12 protein-coding genes are annotated in these 18761 nt (G+C 48.1%); 1 reads left to right on the top strand and 11 read right to left on the bottom strand.

Annotation, left to right across the window (positions count from 1 at the left end):
• Positions 1–13: 13 nt before the first annotated feature.
• From pckA to QMO62_RS25340, 8 genes are all read right to left on the bottom strand, one after another.
• On the bottom strand, positions 14–1618 hold the full coding sequence (gene pckA, locus QMO62_RS25375) for a phosphoenolpyruvate carboxykinase (ATP) (protein WP_372516737.1): 1605 nt from the start codon (positions 1616–1618) through the stop codon (positions 14–16).
• Complete coding sequence (locus QMO62_RS25370; protein ID WP_284645296.1) at positions 1612–1779, bottom strand: GapA-binding peptide SR1P; 168 nt, start codon at positions 1777–1779, stop codon at positions 1612–1614. The genes pckA and QMO62_RS25370 overlap by 7 nt, the downstream gene beginning before the upstream one ends.
• Positions 1755–2792, bottom strand: coding sequence for a type I glyceraldehyde-3-phosphate dehydrogenase (gene gap / locus QMO62_RS25365; protein WP_284645295.1), 1038 nt, complete (start codon positions 2790–2792; stop codon positions 1755–1757). Before gap ends, QMO62_RS25370 begins: the two co-directional genes overlap by 25 nt.
• Positions 2793–3167: 375 nt before the next feature.
• Positions 3168–3530 carry a gamma-glutamyltransferase gene (locus QMO62_RS25360; protein ID WP_284646672.1) on the bottom strand — a complete coding sequence of 121 codons (363 nt, stop codon included), beginning with the start codon at positions 3528–3530 and terminating at the stop codon, positions 3168–3170.
• 806 nt (positions 3531–4336) lie between these two features.
• Complete coding sequence (locus QMO62_RS25355) at positions 4337–4606, bottom strand: metallophosphoesterase family protein (protein ID WP_284645294.1); 270 nt, start codon at positions 4604–4606, stop codon at positions 4337–4339.
• A 97-nt stretch (positions 4607–4703) separates the two neighbouring features.
• Complete coding sequence (locus QMO62_RS25350) at positions 4704–10832, bottom strand: immunoglobulin domain-containing protein (RefSeq protein ID WP_284645292.1); 6129 nt, start codon at positions 10830–10832, stop codon at positions 4704–4706.
• A 204-nt stretch (positions 10833–11036) separates the two neighbouring features.
• A complete protein-coding gene (locus QMO62_RS25345) occupies positions 11037–12140 on the bottom strand; it encodes a response regulator (RefSeq protein ID WP_284645291.1) in 1104 nt (367 codons plus the stop codon).
• Positions 12141–12142: 2 nt separating this feature from the next.
• Positions 12143–15181 (bottom strand): ATP-binding protein, encoded by a 3039-nt coding sequence (locus tag QMO62_RS25340; RefSeq protein WP_284645290.1) that lies wholly within the window; start codon positions 15179–15181, stop codon positions 12143–12145.
• On the opposite strand from QMO62_RS25340, the gene QMO62_RS33590 reads away from it, so the two are divergent.
• Positions 15180–15602 (top strand): helix-turn-helix transcriptional regulator, encoded by a 423-nt coding sequence (locus tag QMO62_RS33590; RefSeq protein ID WP_372516736.1) that lies wholly within the window; start codon positions 15180–15182, stop codon positions 15600–15602. The two genes, QMO62_RS25340 and QMO62_RS33590, sit on opposite strands and share 2 nt — an antisense overlap.
• Before the next feature lie 17 nt (positions 15603–15619).
• Here QMO62_RS33590 and QMO62_RS25330 read toward each other — a convergent pair whose 3' ends face one another.
• The 3 genes from QMO62_RS25330 to QMO62_RS25320 form a co-directional block, all read right to left on the bottom strand.
• Entirely contained in the window at positions 15620–15799 is a 180-nt protein-coding gene (locus QMO62_RS25330) for an FIMAH domain-containing protein (RefSeq protein ID WP_372516755.1), read from the bottom strand.
• A gap of 324 nt (positions 15800–16123) precedes the next feature.
• Entirely contained in the window at positions 16124–17044 is a 921-nt protein-coding gene (locus QMO62_RS25325) for an aldo/keto reductase (protein ID WP_284645286.1), read from the bottom strand.
• Positions 17045–17167: 123 nt separating this feature from the next.
• Positions 17168–18757 (bottom strand): extracellular solute-binding protein, encoded by a 1590-nt coding sequence (locus QMO62_RS25320; protein ID WP_284645285.1) that lies wholly within the window; start codon positions 18755–18757, stop codon positions 17168–17170.
• Positions 18758–18761 lie beyond the last annotated feature (4 nt).

Genomic DNA, 18761 nt, shown 5'->3' with positions numbered 1-18761 from the left:
AAGTCCCCCGTAGCTAGGATTTATCCTGAAGCGGTCCGGCCATGACAACCGCATCGCCGACGTTGGCGAATTTTTTAAAATTCTGGATAAACCGGTCAGCTAATTTTCTCGCAGAAGCTGTATACGCCGCTTGATCTTCCCACGTATTACGGGGCTGCAATACCTCGCTTGGAACACCTGGTACGGCAGCGGGGCAATGAAGTCCAAAGATCGGATCCATCGTATAATTCATCTGCTCAAGCGAGCCGTTTAATGCTGCGGCAATCATCGCTCTAGTAAACGATAAATCCATTCGGCGTCCAACTCCGTAGGGACCGCCGGTCCAACCGGTATTCACCAAGTACACCCGGGATTGATGCTCGTCGATCCTCTGTCCGAGCAAGTGTGCATAATCCAAAGCCCGCAATGGAAGAAACGGCGCACCGAAGCAGGCGGAAAAGGTGGCTTCCGGCTCGGTGACCCCTCTCTCCGTACCTGCAAGCTTTGAGGTGTAACCAGATAGGAAGTGATACAACGCCTGCTCCTTTGTTAGCTTCGAGATCGGAGGAAGCACACCGAAGGCGTCCGCTGTCAGAAAAACAATGACGCTAGGATGCTTTGCCGTGCTAGGGATCACCGCTTGCGAAACGGACTCCAGTGAATAAGCAGCGCGCGTGTTTTCTGTTATGGACGTATCTCCGAATTCGACCATTCCCGACACAGGGTCTATAATGACATTCTCAAGCACTGCTCCGTAGCGGATCGCCTGCCATATTTGGGGTTCTTTATCTTGAGACAGGCCTGCACACTTCGCGTAACACCCTCCTTCGAAATTGTAAATGCCACGATCCGTCCATCCATGCTCATCATCTCCGATGAGGCGACGAGTCGGATCTGCAGAGAGCGTAGTCTTCCCTGTTCCAGATAGACCAAAGAAGAGGGCCACTTCGCCCTTATCGCCTATATTTGCAGAGCAATGCATTGGCAGCACGCCTTTCAGCGGCAACAGGTAATTCAGCACGCTGAAAATCGACTTTTTGATTTCTCCCGCATACTCCGTCCCCCCGATGAGTACGGTTTTTCTCTCAAAGGATATACAAATAAAGGTTTCCGACCGTGTGCCGTCCACTGTAGGATCCGCTCGCAAGCCCGGCAGGACTATGACTGTAAACTCGGCTTTGTGTTTCAGCAGCTCCTCCTGGGAAGGACGAATAAAAAGCTGCTTAACGAACAGACTATGCCATGCATACTCACTGACGATCCGGATGGGAAGCCTATATTCCGTGTCGGCGCCTGCGAAGCCGTCAAAGACGAACAATTCCTTCTCCACCATGTAATCTTGTACCTTTTGAAACAGCCTGTCGAACTTCCTCTGACTTATCGGCTGATTAACGGCCCCCCAGTCGATGCGATCTCTCACAGAAGACTCATCGACAATGAACTTATCCTTTGGGGACCGGCCGGTATATTTACCGGTAAACACCTGCAGAGCACCATTCCCGGTTAGAACGCCTTCCTTACGTTCCAGTGCTAGCTCGAGTAATTGCGAAACAGGTAAATTATAATGAGTGATGCCTGCCTTTGATTGCTGATTCCCTCCGTCCTTCATGCTAATTATACCCTCCGGAGAATTTAACATTGTGCGTCTGCCTCCCTTCTGAGCCGCACCTCGTAGCAATCTTGCTCTTGGCAGTCCGAATAGTACGTAGTTACTTTTTCCGCATCGAAGGTGCCGATCACGGTGTGACAATACTTGCACAGAATCACTCCAAGCTCTACGCGAGCAGCGTCTTTGTCCATACCTGCTCCATCCTTTCCGCCATGAGCTGAACCAGGTCGGAGACCCGGCTCGCGTACGCCCATTCATTATCGTACCAAGCCAATACCTTAATCTGATCCCCCATGACCATCACTGACGGTCCGTCAATCACAGCCGACTGGGAGCTGCCGATGTAGTCGGCCGATACTAGAGGCTCATCTGTATACCCGACATAACGGGAGCCCCTGCCCTCAGACGCCGCTTTGAGCACAGCTTTGACCTGCTCAATCGTAGTGCTGTGACTCACCTTCACGGTTAGATCAATAAGCGAAACGTCTTGTGTCGGAACACGTAGTGAGATACCCTGGATGCGGGATGCAAGATGCGGAAGTACATCGGCAAGCGCATGGCCGACCCCTGTGGTTGTAGGTACGATCGACTCCGTGCATGCCCTGGCTCGGCGGAGATCCTTGTGCGGATTATCTAAATGCTTCTGATCGGAAGTATAGGAATGCACTGTCGTCATCCAACCGCTCTCAACCCCAAAGGCCTGATCCAAAATATGCAGAACCGGGGAAAGACAATTGGTTGTGCAGGAGGCCGCCGACAGCAGCCGATGCTTATGCGGATCATACAGATGATCATTAACACCCATCACTACCGTAAGATCCATATGCTTGCCTGGTGCGGTAATCAATACATGAGATGCTCCTGATGAAAGATGCATAGCTGCTCTATCTCGATCATTAAATTTCCCTGTTGCATCAACAACCAGCTGGACACCGAGGCTCCCCCATGAAATATTTGCCGGGTCGCGTTCGAAGGTAACATGAATTTTATGTCCGTTGATGACCAGCATGCCATGGTTCACGGAAATGTCAGCATCCCATCTGCCGTGCACCGTGTCATATTTCAAGAGGTGCGCCACGGTTTCAACGGGATAAATGCAATTGATCGCGAGCAGCTTGAACCCCCTACGACTCACGTCACAAAGCTGTCTTACGACAAGTCTCCCGATTCTTCCCATTCCACTCACTGCGATACCTAGGCTCAACAGGATCCCTCCCCTAACCAGAATAATCTTGGTATTCGTTTATATTGTACATAATAAACATTAAATTGTACATACTAAATAAGATATATTGTGTATTAAATATTCTAATATGTCCTAATATATTTGTTATTGAAGTAATATATATTAAGTACTTCCCTTTAATGCGGACTTCTCCACTCTATCATTTGTATGTTGTTCCTTTAAACGGTACGCAGGAAAGGACAAGTACCCAAACTCCAGCAGATCAAGACATTCCTCACAGATCTCCTCATTCAGGGAGATTTTATCCGTTACCCTACAGCATAGCTTGCAAAATGAGCAATGCTCCACTCGATTCCCACCCCTAAGTCTGGTCACCGTCATTTGTCAGCTTATCTACATTCGCTTGATGATGCATTTCCCTTTCCTGCGCGGGTCTGCTACACCATACATCGCACCATGCTCCCCCAGAACCATCCCATGAGTGCCCCCATATCGAATCGGCACGGAATGATGCTGTAAACGATAACCGAGATGAAGAAGCTTGTTCTTTTCCTTTATTTCCAAATCTTCTTCCAGATATATCAGTCTCTCGTCCGAGTAAAAGCGGGGCAGTCTAACCACTTCCTCAAGGCTGAGCTTGTTCTGCAGGAAACGAATCAACAGGCGTGTGAGTATGGTCGGAACCCGGTTCCCCCCCCAATGAGCCCAATGTAAAGAAGGGTTTGCCTTGCTTGAACAGAAGCGTCGGAGAAACATAGCTGTGCGGCCGCTATTGTCGTCCAGCAGAAAAACATTTTCATTACAGAAGAAAGGAGTAAACAACATGAAATGCATCACATGGAATTCTACTTGGGTAAATCCTTTTAAGTCAGGTTGGTCAATACATAGTTCCTCTTAAATAGCTCAACGTTTTTTCCCTCGATCTAAGCTATCCCCGCAAGCCAATTTAAGGTAATTTAGTTAGGTATGAGGCCCCACGGACCACCAATCAATAATTTTATGGATTTCTTAGATGCAATTGCGTTGTTCCCAGGACACTAACATGTGCTTTGTATCTTCTGGCGGTATTGTCATTTGAGTCGTAGTTCATTTTATCCACCATTACTAAATGTTTTATGGTGTATGGTTCAAGAAGTAAGTAATTTATACTGAGCCTTATTAAACTATACTCCCTCTATGGAGAATCGTTTTCTCTATAAAACGCTTGGTCTATATCGGAACAATAAGCTTGCCTGTAGTACTAATAATTGATTGTTAAAAACTATGGGAACAAAAAAATGGCTCGATAATATTGGGCCCTCCCTTTTTTAAAAAGGTAATACCGGCTAAAACCCTGTAATATCAAGATTTTTTTTAGTTGACAAACTTTTGAATCCAACAATGGCAAACATATGCTTCCAAAATGAATAAGCCCTTCAATTTCAAGGACTTGTTCTGAACACCTAATTTTTACTTGCCGTTGCATTTACGTCCCAGTTAACATCGCGGAGTTAACACATCCAACTAAGTCGGAGCAGGAAAAGCAGACTACCCCGACAGATTTGCAGAAGACCATCGTTTCGTTAGCTTAAGAGTGTTTTTAGCAGAATCATAAGGATATCTAACAACCCTGAGTGTCTCCTTAGTTGAACGGCTAAGTCTTTATTATTAAACTCTACATTGGCATAGCTAGCTCGATTATCCCTATCAAAGGGCAAACCAAAACTACCGCAGTTAACAACTAATCTTCCTCGAGCTTGACTGACATAAGCATGGTGTGAATGACCGTGTTGCACTAATTGAGTTTGCTCATTCTTATGTAACTTAATATAACTGATGCGAAAACCCGGCAATCAAAATGGATATTAAAAAACAAGGCTATACTGCGACAGCTTTCTCTACTGTTGTAGTATAGCCCTTTTACTCTAGTTGTAGGCCGTATAACGGAGCTTATATCAATTCCGATTTTTGAAGCAGTCTTTGTACAATTGCTGCTACTTCAGCTCTCGTAATAAGTGCTTTTGGAGTCAATTCATCACCGTTACTTCCCGATACGATGCCCGCTTGAACACTGTCTGCAATGCTGCTTAGCGCCCATGCGGATGCATCCATCGCATCTGTGTACGGTTGTAATATTTGGCCTGCCGGTTGGATAGGAAGCTTTGCTTTCAACCCGGTGATCGTCATCGCTTTGGCGATCATCACCATGGCTTGTTCTCTGGTAATGTTATCGTTCGGACGGAACGTTCCGTCTTCAAACCCATCGATCAAATGGTGTGCATATGCTGTATTAATCGCGCTGCTATGCCAATCTGTTGTCTTGATATCCGAGAACGGTGACGTTCCGTTTTCCAGCTTAAGTCCCAATCCGCGAACGATAATCGCTGCAAGTTCAGCGCGAGTCATGTCTCGGTCAGGATTAAACATGCCGTTTCCAGTACCATCGATGACCATCCGCGATCCCATGTCGTTCACCGCAGCTTTCGCCCAATGATTGGTCATATCCATAAACTCAAGCGGATACCATACAACCGAGTACGTACTGTTGGTTAAGCTGCTGATTTTTGCGTGATACTTACCATCGATAACAACCACCTTGGTCGGTACGTGGCGAAACGTTCCGTCAGGTTCAACAACAACTCCTGTTGTAATCTTGTTTGGATCAACACCATCCGGAATCGCAATGGTTCGTTCCACGTAGACGTTGAACTTCGTTACATTAACCGTTGTGCCTTCGTATGAGGCTTTAACAGTAAAATCAATTGACGGTGCGACCAGTGTGAATGTTCCTTTCGCTACCGCGTTTTCCATAATTTTTAATGTATTCGCTGTCGGTGTCGCGATTTCGATCTGTACCTTGATGTCTTGCAGGACTGCAGATCTGTCGAATTGATTGGCAACGGCATCAATGTTGATCTGATGCGCTGGCAGCGTATACGTTGCCCGGTCGGTTTTGATGTCCAAGACTGCCTGCCTGTTCTCCATGTTTTTAATCATTTGACCGTTCAATTCACCTACGACTACATCAGACTTCATATTGACCGGAATCGCCACAACCGAATGTTGTCCTTCCAGCGCGAGCTTGTCATCCAGCTTTTTTTGGTCAACTGTAATGGTTATTACGGTTTTCTCGTTTTGTTTACTTGTCGTTGCTGTTGCCGCACTCTCCACTTTACCGTTGACAAGTACATCCACTCCGGTGTTCCCGGTTTCCGGTCTAGCAGGAGCTTCAAGTTCGGTTGTAGTGTTGCCGCTTTCATTGTCGCCGCTGGATGGCGCTGCTGGGATAATAGCATTGGACGGGGCAGAAGAGACACTTCTTCCCACACCGTTGACCGCCTTTACCGTAAAGGTGTAGCTCGTTCCGTTGGTTAAGCCTGTTATGGTAATTGGATCTACCGTTCCGGCTATGACCGTATTTCCTGGCAAAATCGTTACCTCATACTCCATAACCGCACTTCCGCCATTATCAGTTGGAGCTGTAAAAGAAATAGTGGCTTGTCCGTTTCCAGCAACTGCCGTCACATTCGTTGGCGCTGCCGGAACGGTTACAGGAGTTGCGCTGACCTGGTTGGATTCCGCACTCAAACCTCCCAAGTTGCCTGCTTTCACTATAAAGTAGTAGGTAGTTCCGTTGGTCAAGCTTTGAACATTGTAGGTGGAATACCCTACTGTCGTAACTGAAGCGTTGCTAAATTGGCCCGAAGTTGTTGACATATACAGGTTATAGTAGGTCGCTCCCGTTACCGTGCTCCAGTTTAGTGTAACCTGACGATCTCCTCCGACAGCCACAAGGTTCTGCGGATTCGCAGGAGCATTCGGCAAGTTTACCACCTGCGTCGCAGTAAAGGTTACAGCCGACATATGGTCCGCCGTTACTGTGACTGTTGCAGTGTAAGTGCCTGCTGGTAAACCGTCCTTTACTTTCACCGTAAACGTCGTCGACGTGATTCCGCTGTCCAGTGTCGTCACTCCCGGTTGCGTCACGACGAAATCATTTGCATGGTTGCCGCTCAAAGCTGCAGCGAGATTCGTCAAATTACCGGTACCGGTATTCGTTACATTGATCGTTTTCGTTTCCTGCGTACCCGAGGCGTAACCTTCAATAAGTGACGACGCTGTTTGATTGGGTATTGCGAATATCGTATACGTGGGTGCACCGTTCACCGTCACCTTGGCTGCGCTGCTCGTATTTGTCGCCGACTTAGTTCCGTTTACGCTGTTGTTCGTATTCGTCACCACAACATAGTAGTACGTCGTTCCCGCCATGGTTGTCGGTACGTTATATGACGCGGTCGTGGCACCGCTGATCAGCGTTCCGCCGCTGTTGCTGTTGATCGTATTGCTGTACCATTGGTAACTCATCGTTCCGCCGTCGCTCACCGTTGCCGTTACGCTCAAAGGCGCGCTGCCACCCACATTCACCGTTCGATCCGCTGGCTGTGTGCCGATGCTAGGCGTTGCCGCATTGGTCAGCGCATTCACCGTCAGAGTTGCCGCGTTGCTTTCCGCATTCCCCGCTGCATTGGTGACCACGACGGTATAACTGCCCGCATCGCCCGATTGCGCGTTAGTGATGCTTAAGGTCGCCGTCGTTGCTCCGCTGATGTTTCCGCCGTCTGTCAGCGCATTGCCGTCTTTCTTCCACTGGTAGCTAAGCGGCGTGTCGCCGTTGGCGGTTACACTAAACGTTGCAGTCTGTCCCGCTGTCACTGTCGCAGCGTTCGGCTGACCGGTGATCGACGGTGCCACTGGCGCCGGATTCACCGTCAAAGTTGCCGCGTTGCTTTCCGTATTCCCCGCTGCATTGGTGACCACGGCAGTATAGCTGCCCGCATCGCTCGATTGCGCGTTAGTGATGCTTAAGGTCGCTGTCGTTGCTCCGCTGATGTTCCCGCCGTCTGTCAGTGCATTTCCATCTTTCTTCCACTGGTAGCTAAGCGGCGTGTCGCCGTTGGCGGTTACACTGAACGTTGCAGTCTGTCCCGCTGTCACTGTCGCAGCGTTCGGCTGACTGGTGATCGACGGTGCCACTGGCGCCGGATTCACCGTCAAAGTTGCCGCGTTGCTTTCCGTATTCCCCGCTGCATTGGTGACCACGGCAGTATAGCTGCCCGCATCGCTCGATTGCGCATTAGTGATGCTTAAGGTCGCCGTCGTTGCTCCGCTGATGTTCCCGCCGTCTGTCAGCGCATTGCCATCTTTCTTCCACTGGTAGCTAAGCGGCGTGTCGCCGTTGGCGGTTACACTGAATGTTGCAGTCTGTCCCGCTGTCACTGTCGCAGCGTTCGGCTGACTGGTGATCGACGGTGCCATAGGCGCCGGATTCACCGTCAAAGTTGCCGCGTTGCTTTCCGTATTCCCCGCTGCATTGGTGACCACGGCAGTATAGCTGCCCGCATCGCTCAATTGCGCATTAGTGATGCTTAAGGTCGCCGTCGTTGCTCCGCTGATGTTCCCGCTGTCTGTCAGCACATTGCTATCTTTCTTCCACTGGTAGCTAAGCGGCGTGTCGCCGTTGGCGGTTACACTGAACGTTGCATTCTGTCCTGCTGTCACTGTCTTGTTGCCCGGCTGACTGGTGATCGACGGTGCCATAGGCGCCGGATTCACCGTCTGTGTAACCGTAAACGTCACATTCGTCATGTTGTCCGCATATACCGTCACCGTTGCGGTGTACGTGCCTGCTGCCAGGCCGTCCTTTGCTTTCACCGTAAACGTCGTCGACGTCGTTCCGCTGTTCAGTGTCGTCGCTCCAGGCTGCGTAATTACAAAGTCGGTCGCATTGGTTCCGCTTAACGCTGTGGCTACGTTCGTCAAATCTCCGGTGCCGGTTTTCGTAATCGTGATCGTTTTCGTGTCCTGAGTGCCCGAACTGTAACCTGCCGTCAGTGCCGTTGCCGTTTGATCCGCTATCTCTGCTATCGTGTACGTTGGTGCATAATCGGTCGTGACGCTCACCGTGTTCGAGTTGCCTGCGTTCGCCCCGCCGGTGACCACTAACCGGAAATCATATGCGGTGGCCGCGCTGAGCCCCGTTACCGTCGCGGCCGTCGAACTGGTTGCAATCGCGCCGGTCGTGGCCGTTGTCCATGTATTTGCTCCGGCTGGGGACTGCTCGATGATGATCCCCGTCGCTCCGCTTGCTGCTGTCCAGTTGAACGTTGCCGTTGTGCTCGTCTTCGCTGTGCTTGCAAAGTCAGTGATCGGGGATGCAGGTATTTCCAGCTTTTGAATGCGATGGTTGAAAGTATCGGTCACATACACGTTCCTACCGCTGTCTACCGCCACTCCATAAGGACTATTTAACTCGCCCAAGCTTGTTCCTGCGCCGCCGCCGATCTTTTTCCACTCGTTCCATGTATTCGTTGATAGGGTCAGCTTCTGAATGCGATGGTTGGAACTATCGGCCACATACACGTTCCCGCTGCTGTCTACCGTCACTCCATTTGGACCATTAAACGCGCCCAAGCCGTTTCCTGCACCGCCGCCGATCTTTTTCCACTCGCTCCATGTATCCGTCGATAGGTTCAGCTTCTGAATGCGATGGTTGGAAGTATCGGCCACATACACATTCCCGCTGCTGTCTACCGCCACTCCAAAAGGATTACTAAACTCGCCCAAGCCGCTTCCTGCGCCGCCGCCGGCCTTTTTCCACTCGTTCCATGTATTCGTCGATATGGTCAGCTTCTGAATACGATGGTTGATAACTTCCGACACATACACGTTCCCGCTGCTGTCTACCGCCACTCCACTTGGATAATTAAACTCGCCCAAGCCGCTTCCTGCACCGCCGCTGCTCCTTTTCCACTCGCTCCATGTATTCGTCGAAATATCCAGCTTCTGAATGCGATTGTTGCCGGAATCGGCCACATACACGTTCCCACTGCTGTCTACCGCCACTCCATAAGGACTACTAAACTCGCCCAAGCCGAGTCCTGTGCCACCGCCGACCTTTTTCCACTCACTCCATGTATTCGTCGATAGGGTCAGCTTCTGAATGCGATGGTTGGAAGTATCGGCCACATACACATTCCCGCCGCTGTCTACCGCTACTCCTCTTGGGAAATTAAACTCGCCCGTACTAAACCCGAATGTAGGCCCAATTACACCCCACTGAATCCATGTATTGCTCACTACAGTCAGCTTCTGAATGCGATGAAACTCATCGGCCACATATACATTCCCGCCGCTGTCTACCGCCACTCCATTAGGACTATTAAACTCGCCCAAGCCGTATCCTGAACCGCCGTCGACCTTTTTCCACTCGCTCCATGTATTCGTCGATAGGGCCAGCTTCTGAATGCGATGGTTGTTAGCATCGGCCACGTACACATTCCCGCTGCTGTCTACCGTCACTCCCCTTGGATTATTAAACTCGCCCACGCTGGTTCCTGTGCCGCCGCCGCTCTTTTTCCACTCGCTCCATGTATTCGTCGATAGGGTCAGCTTCTGAATGCGATGGTTGGAACTATCGGCCACATACACGTTCCCGCTGCTGTCTACCGCCACTCCATAAGGACTATTAAACTCGCCCAAGCCGCTTCCTGCGACTGCGCCGGCGCTGGGCTTTTTCCACTCGCTCCATGTATTCGTCGATAGGGTCAGCTTCTGAATGCGATGGTTGCTACTATCGGCAACGTACACATTCCCGCTGCTGTCTACCGCCACTCCTCTTGGATTGTTAAACTCGCCTAAGCCGAGTCCGTTGCCGCCGCCGACCTTTTTCCACTCGCTCCATGTATTCGTCGAAATATCCAGCTTCTGAATGCGATGGTTGCTACTATCGGCCACGTACACATTCCCGCCGCTGTCTACCGCCACTGCATTAGGATAATTAAACTCGCCCAAGCCGTTTCCTGCGCCGCCGCCGGCCTTTTTCCACTCGCTCCATGTATTCGTCGATATGGTCAGCTTCTGAATGCGATGGTTGGTAGTATCGGCCACATACACATTCCCGCTGCTGTCTACCGCCACTCCTTTTGGAGAGGTAAAACCTCCCGGGTTTGAACTACTGACCGACCCAAGCCGGCCAAATTGGCTCCATGTCTCAGCCGCATATACCGATATTTCTAACATAGATGTACATGCAATAAACAGCGCCAAGCTCAATATGTACAGCTTCCTCAACCATGGTTTGGCTTTTCTTTGATGATTCACAGCTCTCGTCCCCTCTTTCGACAAATATCAGGTTTATTATACAAAAACACAATAAACAGGGAATAAACAAGAAAGAGCCTTGGAATCCCGATCAATTCCAAAGGCTCTTCATTCTGCTTGTTTCTATTGCGTCAAACTCACGACAAAATCCCGGATTCGGGGATCGGGCTTCGTTCCAAGCTCATGCAGCAGCATCTCCTCCAGCACGTGATATTGCCGAAGCGCCTCATTCGTCCTCCCCAGCGCAGCGTACAAACGGATTACCTCATGATTGATATCCTCTCTAATAAAATCCAATTTCAAAATTTCACAAAAGTAATGCAACGATTTTTGCGGCTCGTTTCGCTTCATATGGAATCTTGCGGCGGCCTCCAGCAATTCGATGTAATTTTGTTCAAGCCGATGGGTCTTTTCGCTCGCCCATTCGTATGCCTTTCCTTTCAAAAACGGCCCCGTATACAGCGTTTCCGCTTGTTCAAGCAGATCTGCGCTTTTTTCAGAGGAGACCCTGATTTGTCGCAGCAACTGTTCGAATTCATACAAATCGCAATAAATACCGCTCTCTTCAATCCGGATTTCGTTTTTGCCTGCTATAATAAAATTCCCCATGTTGTTCTCGTTGATCGCTTTTCGAATATAGTAGAGGGTCGAATTCAAATTCTTCCACGCTTTTTCAGGTTCCAAGTCACTCCATAACGTATCGATAATTTCTTCCCGACTGACTGTTCCTTTGCAAACAAGAAAAGTAAACAGCTCTTCCGTTTTAGGGCTTCTCAGCTTTATTGGCTCATTATTCTGATCCCGCCGGTATATCTTCAAGCCATTGAACAGAAGAACCGCTATGGAAGGTCCGGAAGCCGCACCCCGATGTTTTTTTCTGATTTTGTCCAACGTTTTTGACAAACGCTCTGTGGTAACAGGCTTCAGCAGATAATCCAGTGCGCTCATATCGAACGCTTGAACTGCATAATTGTCATAACCGGTTACGAAAACCACGTCTATGGATTCATCGAGCTGAAGCAGTAGACTGGAAAGCTTCATACCGTTAATTTCCGGCATGGAAATATCCAGAAATGCGATATGTATCGGATTCTCCTTTACAAATTCAAAAGCTTCCAACGGGTTCAGAAACGTATGGCATATTTCGATGTCGCCGTTCTCGGATAGTATCTTCTTCAAACGTTTCACCGATAATTCTTCATCATCCACGATAATGGCTCGCAGCATGCTTAACCTCCAATCTGCTTAATCGACTTAGCAGGAATGTCAAAGGATACCTTCGTACCCACTCCTTCCTTGCTTTCTATACGGAGGCTCTTTCCGTAAAGAAGCTTCAGGCGCCGACTTATGTTCCAAAGCCCTACGCCTTCCTTTTGATCATCCGAATTCAGCATTTCCTGCCGCTTTTTTTCTGTCATACCGCATCCATTGTCCTCTACGGCAAAGCTGATTACAGTGTCCGCTTCCTTTTTCACGGATATTTTTACGTTTCCTCCCCTTATCATGGACATCAGGCCGTGTCTAATGGCATTTTCCACCAACGGCTGCAACATCAGCGGAGGAATCAGGATATCCCGATTCACATCCACATCATATTCCACTTTCAACCTTTCGCCAAACCGCGCCTTCTCAATGTTGATATAGGCTTGTACCAGATTCAATTCATTTTCTATGGTCGTAACCGAATCCAGTTGCTTGAAATCAAAGCTGCCTCTTAAATACTGCGAAAGCTGCAGCGTCAGTTCCTCCGCCTTCAGAGGCTCATCCGGGCAAAGTGCGGCAATTGAATTTAGGGCGTTGTACAGGAAATGAGGTTTGATCTGGGAACGCAAAAAGGCAATTTCAGCGTCCTTTGCGTTTTTCACGGAAGCTTTCAGTCGGATGAGACTTCTGAGTCGCGCCATTAACTCCTCCGCTTCAAACGGTTTCCCAACAAAATCGTTTGCTCCATTTTCCATCGACAAGATTATATCGTCAACCCTATTTTTAGCCGTCAGCATCAGTACCGGCAGTTCAGAGGAAGAGAACCTCTCTCGAATCGCTTTCAGCACCTCGTACCCGGACATGTCAGGCATCATGATATCCAGTATAACCAGAAAGAACTCCCGTTTTTTTGAAAGTTCATCCACCGCCATTTGCCCTCGATTCACAACAAGGGTGGAATACCCTTCCAGCTTCAGCAAATTGATCATGGATTGAAGATTGCCGAATTCATCATCCACCACCAAAATAAGTTCGTCTTTTTCACCTTCGACATATATGGGATACTCCGAATAATTCAAGCTCACGTCCTTTTTCAGCGGTTCCTGCTCATCCGTTTGTCCCTTCGTTTTTCTCGAAACCTTGCCCCATATCGGAAGCGTGAAAATAAAAACCGATCCTTGCCCGAGACTGGATTCCAGATGAATTTCTCCGCCGTGGAGCTCCACCAGCTTCTTCGTTATGCTTAATCCAAGACCGGTTCCACCATAATTTTTCGTTTCGGAAGCATCGACCTGTTCAAAGGCCTTAAAAATACGATCCTGCATATGCTCTGCAATCCCGATACCTGTATCTTTTACACGAACCTCAACCAAATCGCGGATAACTTTAGCGCTTACGTCTACCACGCCTTGCTCGGTGAACTTGATCGCATTGCCGATCAGATTGTGCAAAATTTGGATCAGACGGTTGCCATCCGCGCATACCTCAGGAATATCCTCTGAGATCCGGTTGGCAAGCGCTATTTGCTTTTCTCCCAGCAGAAACAGGTGAATCCCGATGACCGAATCGACGGCAGCTTTCAGATCTATGCCGCTCTTATATAACGAAATATCTCCATGTTTCATTTTTGAATAATCGAGCAGCTCGTTTACAAGACTGGTTAATCTTCTTCCGCTTTCCATCACTATGGTAAGATTATGCGCTTGTTTTTCGTTAACCGGCCCTTCAACTCCCCTAATAAGGGTATCGGTAATGTTCACTATGGCATTTAAAGGCGTCTTCAGCTCATGGGAAGTATTAGACAAAAAATCATCCTTAATTTTGTCTAATTGGAGAAGCTGATTTTTCATTTCATTTATCGTGTGATAGGCCTCAAAAAAACGGATGGCAATCATAAAGATCAGAATGATGTTGAACACAACGATATAAAATTGCCCTAGCCATAGATTTTCTTTAAAAGAAAAGGCAAATAGGATAACGTCTATGGAATACAGATTAATGGCGAGAATCGCCATGAACAGCAGGAAAGACTTAAAGCGATCGGCTTCGGCACTCTTGATATGAAGTACGGCAATTTTCAAAAGCAACCAAATAATCATCAACTCATACAAAGCGATGATATAAGGTTGAATGACCATATAAGCACGAATAGGAAGGAACGCTACCATAACCAGATAGCAGCCCAATACAAGGGTTACGGCTCGGATAAACTTTAGTGAAATAATGCTTTTTTGAAGTTGATAGAAAAAGATAGCTAGTATAATCATGCAGGCAAATGAACAGATGTCCTTCATCTTATATAAAACTTCGAATGAAATTCCGGGCAAAAATAATATAAGAGGTCGTTCTCCGAGTAAGCCGTTATAAATTGCGTAAAGCGAACAAATTACAGCAAAAACCAGCAATGTATAGTCTTTTTTGCGATATAACGCTGCCGTTACAAAGCAGATGAAGAATATTAGCGCAAGCGTGCAGAGAATAGCGAAGGTACTGAATTCATGCGCCGCGCTCTTCTGCTGAAGCTCATTCATCGCATCTTGTTCACCAAAATAGATGGATACCGGAATGCCTCCATTTACATAATCATAATTGGCAACCTGAACGATAATTTCAACGTCTCTCTTCTCAGAAGGAAAAAAGCCGATTTGCGGAACATTCCCTGATCGGTAACTCGCTGCTTCCTCCGACGGTTTTCCATCCTCGAAGAGCTTGTGCCCGTTTGCATAAACCGCGCTTGAAAAACGTATATTCGTCTTTTTCAAAGCAAATACTCCGTTAAAGGGCATGTTTTTCAGCACCATTCGGTAAGTGGCGAAACCAAAAGCGGGCAAGGGCTGGCCGTTGACTATTTTGCCATTCCACGGAGAGGGTACCTTTATAAAATCTGTAATAGGGGGCTTATGTTTGCCTACTTGGTTGAAATCGTCGGTAGTTAACAATCGATTCCAATAAAATTCCCATTCACCATCCAGCTTGATTCTCTTATTCTGTTCATAATTCCACTTAGAGAGGTCCATTACTCCATCCCGGACCATTAAATCTTTCTGCTGTTTTTCTTTATCCATGACGATGGATAGCGGAATTAGCGAAAAAGAAATCAAGCTAATAAGACAGACGATCAAGGTCCTTTTGAGCACAAGCGCCGCCCCTTTACAAATGATGAAACAGGTATTCGACATTTTTTTAAAAATCCCTCTAATGCTCAGCGAGCAAATTGGGGAAAAACTTGCAATTGGAAGCTTCGCGCCGACCGCGTTATGGTTCCGCGGATTGTTTTATCTCGGAAAACTATTTAGAATCAACACCGGCATATCGTTTAAGGAATATTTGAACCAGATGCGTATCAATCAAGCCGAGATCTTATTATCTACCGGCGGCTATTCTGTAACCGAGGTCGCAGAGCGTTGTGGATTTCATGACATTTCCTACTTTAGTAATGTGTTTAAATCAATCAAGGGATGCCCGCCCTCCTCTGTGTGTAAGTAATGCTCTATAGGCAGCAATTATTTCAGCAACTGCACAATATCGGTCAATACCTGTGCCTGTTGTTCCGTGAGAGCCTTTCCGCTCTGAGCGTTCACTTGATTCATAAATGCCTTGAGTTGGGCTTGCACGGCATTCGTGTTGCCTTTGTAGGCCGAAGCCTTCGCTTGCTTCAATTTTTCAACCAGAGCATGTCGAATGCCGTTATCTATGCTATCAATGCTCTACTAGGGCGGTCAGGTTGTCGAAGCGATGCCTGACCATGCATCTTTAGCCAAGCAACCAATGATTACGGTTTGATCGATCCCATACTCGGTATCATATACGGAAAATGTCACCGAAGGAGCTTGCACACTTTTAACGGATTTTCATAAAAGAAAGTTGTTCCATCTAACGTGTTGTCCTGCGACATTTTCTTTGCCGCAGCAATTATATTTATGACATCTAATTGAGTCAAATCAGGGAAAGTGCTCGACACACGAAGACCTGAGACTAGGCCTCAGGTCATTTCAAATAAACAAATTCTATTGTTTTAATCGCTCAAGCTCTTGAGCCGTCAACAGTCGATCCCCTGCCTTGGCATTTGCAGCTGCCTGCTCAGGGGATTTTGCGCCTGGTATGGCTACTGCAGCCGCCGGGTGGGAGATCACATAACGGAGCGCGGTTGTCGCCATGTCTTCATCCTGCTCGAGCCTCTGCTTGAGCTGTTTCACCCTTTGGACGCGTTCTTCGAACTGCTTTCGTCCTGCGCCATTCGTATTCCAACCGTTACGCACACTGTCGGTGAAGACAGAGGCTTCCGAATATTTCCCGGATAACAGTCCCATTGCAAGCGGACCCCGAATCAGCACGGCGATTCCATTATCCTCGCAATACGGCAAGAACTCTTCTTCGGGCTGCCTGTGCAAGAGAGAATATTCAACCTCGACCACACGGCAGGTTCCGTTTGCATTAAACCTTTTGAGTACCTCCAGGCTGTTGGTGGAGATTCCATATTCCCTGATTTCTCCGTCCCGCTTCAAGATCTCAAAGCCCTCTAGGAATACCGACGGATCCTGAATATCTCCGATATGGCACAGCAGCACGTCGATCCAATCGGTTCGCAGCCTGTGCAGGGAAGCATGTGCACATAGCCTGATCATGTCCGGTGTGGTCAATGGCACACCTTGGCCCGTCCGTTTGCCGAAATGACCGATTTTCGTAACGATGTATGTGTTATGCCTTAAGCCACTCAAGGCTTTGCCCAGCCGTTGCTCCGATAAGCCGTTTGGAATTCCATAAGACTCGGCGGTATCGAAGAGATTCACGCCCTGGTCTAACGAAGCACGTATCGTTGCGTAAGCGGTCTCATCATCAACCTCTCCCCATTGATTTCCAATATTCCAGGTACCCAAGCCAATCGCAGAAACCTTCCAGCCCGTACTGCCGAACCCTCGGTAAATCATCATCCACACTCCTTGTTTAATAGGCCTTATACCATAACTACCATATTATACCTCATCTGTCATATGTTTTTGCATATCCTAAGGGGGCACTTTGTTCCAAGTGCCCCCCTCAGGATTTCTTGTTCATCTCTTCTGATAACGGTCGTAAGAGGCTTGTTGAATCTTAAGGACTTGATCCAGACCCATTTTCTCGATATTTTTAACAAAATCATCGAATTTGTCCAAGGATTCCGCACCCATAATGAATTTATTCATCATTTCATCTTTGTATGTTGTAATTTCCGTAAGCTTTGAGTTCAGCACATCGCGTTCCGCCTGGGTGAACGATAAGGTAAGCGGGTATCGGTCCTTGATGTACGGAGTGATCGAGTCGCGGATTTTCTCAATCTTCGGTGTAACCATCGCGTTCTCATAACGGATATCCCACTGGTAGGCAAATTCCCGGTGGCCGAGCTCATACATTTTGAGCAGTGGAGACTGCTTTGGATCCTTCATGATCAAGTCCGTATATTTAGGAACATTGTTCTCCATGATATAGGTTTGACCGAGTACCCCGAAGTTATGGGCAAGCTGACCTTCATCGCTGTAGAACCAGTCATGCATTTTGGCAAGCTCCACCTTGTATTTTGACTTGGAGCTGATAGCGAAACCGTTCTTAATCAGTGTCTGCTGGCTCTTGGTGTAGGCCTCCATGCTTGGTCCCTTGAGCGGGATGCTTCCTGTCATATTGACATTTGGATTCGCTTTGACGACTAGCTTCTCCAAATATTCGATCCGAGGGAAGGAATCAAAGGTAGAGCCTGAAACCTGATTCGTAAACCGGGATTCCCAAATCTTCTGATCATTGGTAATATACTCCTTGTCGATCAGGCCTTCCTTGTAAAGCTTGGCCGCAAAGGCCAGTCCGTCCTTCAGCTTCGGGTTGGTGAAGGAGTATTTCACCTGGTTGTTCTCTACATAGAATTCTTCCTCCAATGAGACGCCGAACGGCTCGATAAAGGGCAGCAGTCCCTTCAGCTTGTTCCGTGTAGTAAACGGAATTTCATCATTAGCACCGTTGCCGTTAGGGTCCTTTTCCTTGAACGCCTTGAGAACCTGATACATCTCATCCGTGGTGGTCGGCGCCTTCATGCCAACCTTATCTAGCCAATCCTGGCGAAAAATATTCAGGTTGATTGTCTTGACCGCCGAAATTTGCGGAAAGAAATAAATATTGCCGTCGTCGGATTTAATATCCTTCAAAATTTTGGGGTTTTGTTGAACGAGCTTCTTGAAATTCGGCAAATGCTCATCGATCAGCTTGTTCAGAGGCTCGAAAACACCGCTCTCTCCTCCTTTATTCAGGAGGTCGGGCGTCGCTTCCATCAGGTCGGGGAGATCTCCGCCGGCCAGAGTCAGGTTAAACTTCTGGATATAATCATTGTTGTCGTTCGGCGCTTTCAGCCACTTAAAGTACACATTCGTCTTCTCCACGATCGCTTTCATCCAAGGCAGCTCGTTCGACTCCACCGACTCGGTTCTGGGCCTCATATAAACGCTGACTTCGATTTTCTTGTCTAGTACCTTGCCATTTGCAGACGGCTTGGCTGCGTCACCCGTTGGAGCAGGGGCTTCACTGGCACCTGAGCCGCCATTCCCCGAGCAGCCCGCTACCACTACAGCTAAAGCAGAAACAGCAATGGCCCATTTTCTTTTGACAGTCTTGTTTTTCATTGAC

Source organism: Paenibacillus silviterrae (genome assembly GCF_030167925.1).
GTDB lineage: Bacteria > Bacillota > Bacilli > Paenibacillales > NBRC-103111 > Paenibacillus_G > Paenibacillus_G silviterrae.
The sequence above is the reverse complement of the archived record's forward strand: the minus strand, read 5'-3'. Positions and strand labels throughout refer to the sequence as shown.

What these genes read in the sequence shown, in the direction of transcription:
- QMO62_RS25345 (WP_284645291.1), bottom strand. Translation starts at nt 12,140, where the DNA reads ATGCTGCGAGCCATTATCGTGGATGATGAAGAATTATCGGTGAAACGT.
- QMO62_RS25320 (WP_284645285.1), bottom strand. Translation starts at nt 18,757, where the DNA reads ATGAAAAACAAGACTGTCAAAAGAAAATGGGCCATTGCTGTTTCTGCT.
- QMO62_RS25340 (WP_284645290.1), bottom strand. Translation starts at nt 15,181, where the DNA reads ATGGATAAAGAAAAACAGCAGAAAGATTTAATGGTCCGGGATGGAGTA.
- QMO62_RS25350 (WP_284645292.1), bottom strand. Translation starts at nt 10,832, where the DNA reads ATGTTAGAAATATCGGTATATGCGGCTGAGACATGGAGCCAATTTGGC.
- QMO62_RS25370 (WP_284645296.1), bottom strand. Translation starts at nt 1,779, where the DNA reads ATGGACAAAGACGCTGCTCGCGTAGAGCTTGGAGTGATTCTGTGCAAG.
- pckA (WP_372516737.1), bottom strand. Translation starts at nt 1,618, where the DNA reads ATGTTAAATTCTCCGGAGGGTATAATTAGCATGAAGGACGGAGGGAAT.
- QMO62_RS33590 (WP_372516736.1), top strand. Translation starts at nt 15,180, where the DNA reads ATGACGATGGATAGCGGAATTAGCGAAAAAGAAATCAAGCTAATAAGA.
- QMO62_RS25325 (WP_284645286.1), bottom strand. Translation starts at nt 17,044, where the DNA reads ATGATTTACCGAGGGTTCGGCAGTACGGGCTGGAAGGTTTCTGCGATT.
- QMO62_RS25360 (WP_284646672.1), bottom strand. Translation starts at nt 3,530, where the DNA reads ATGTTTCTCCGACGCTTCTGTTCAAGCAAGGCAAACCCTTCTTTACAT.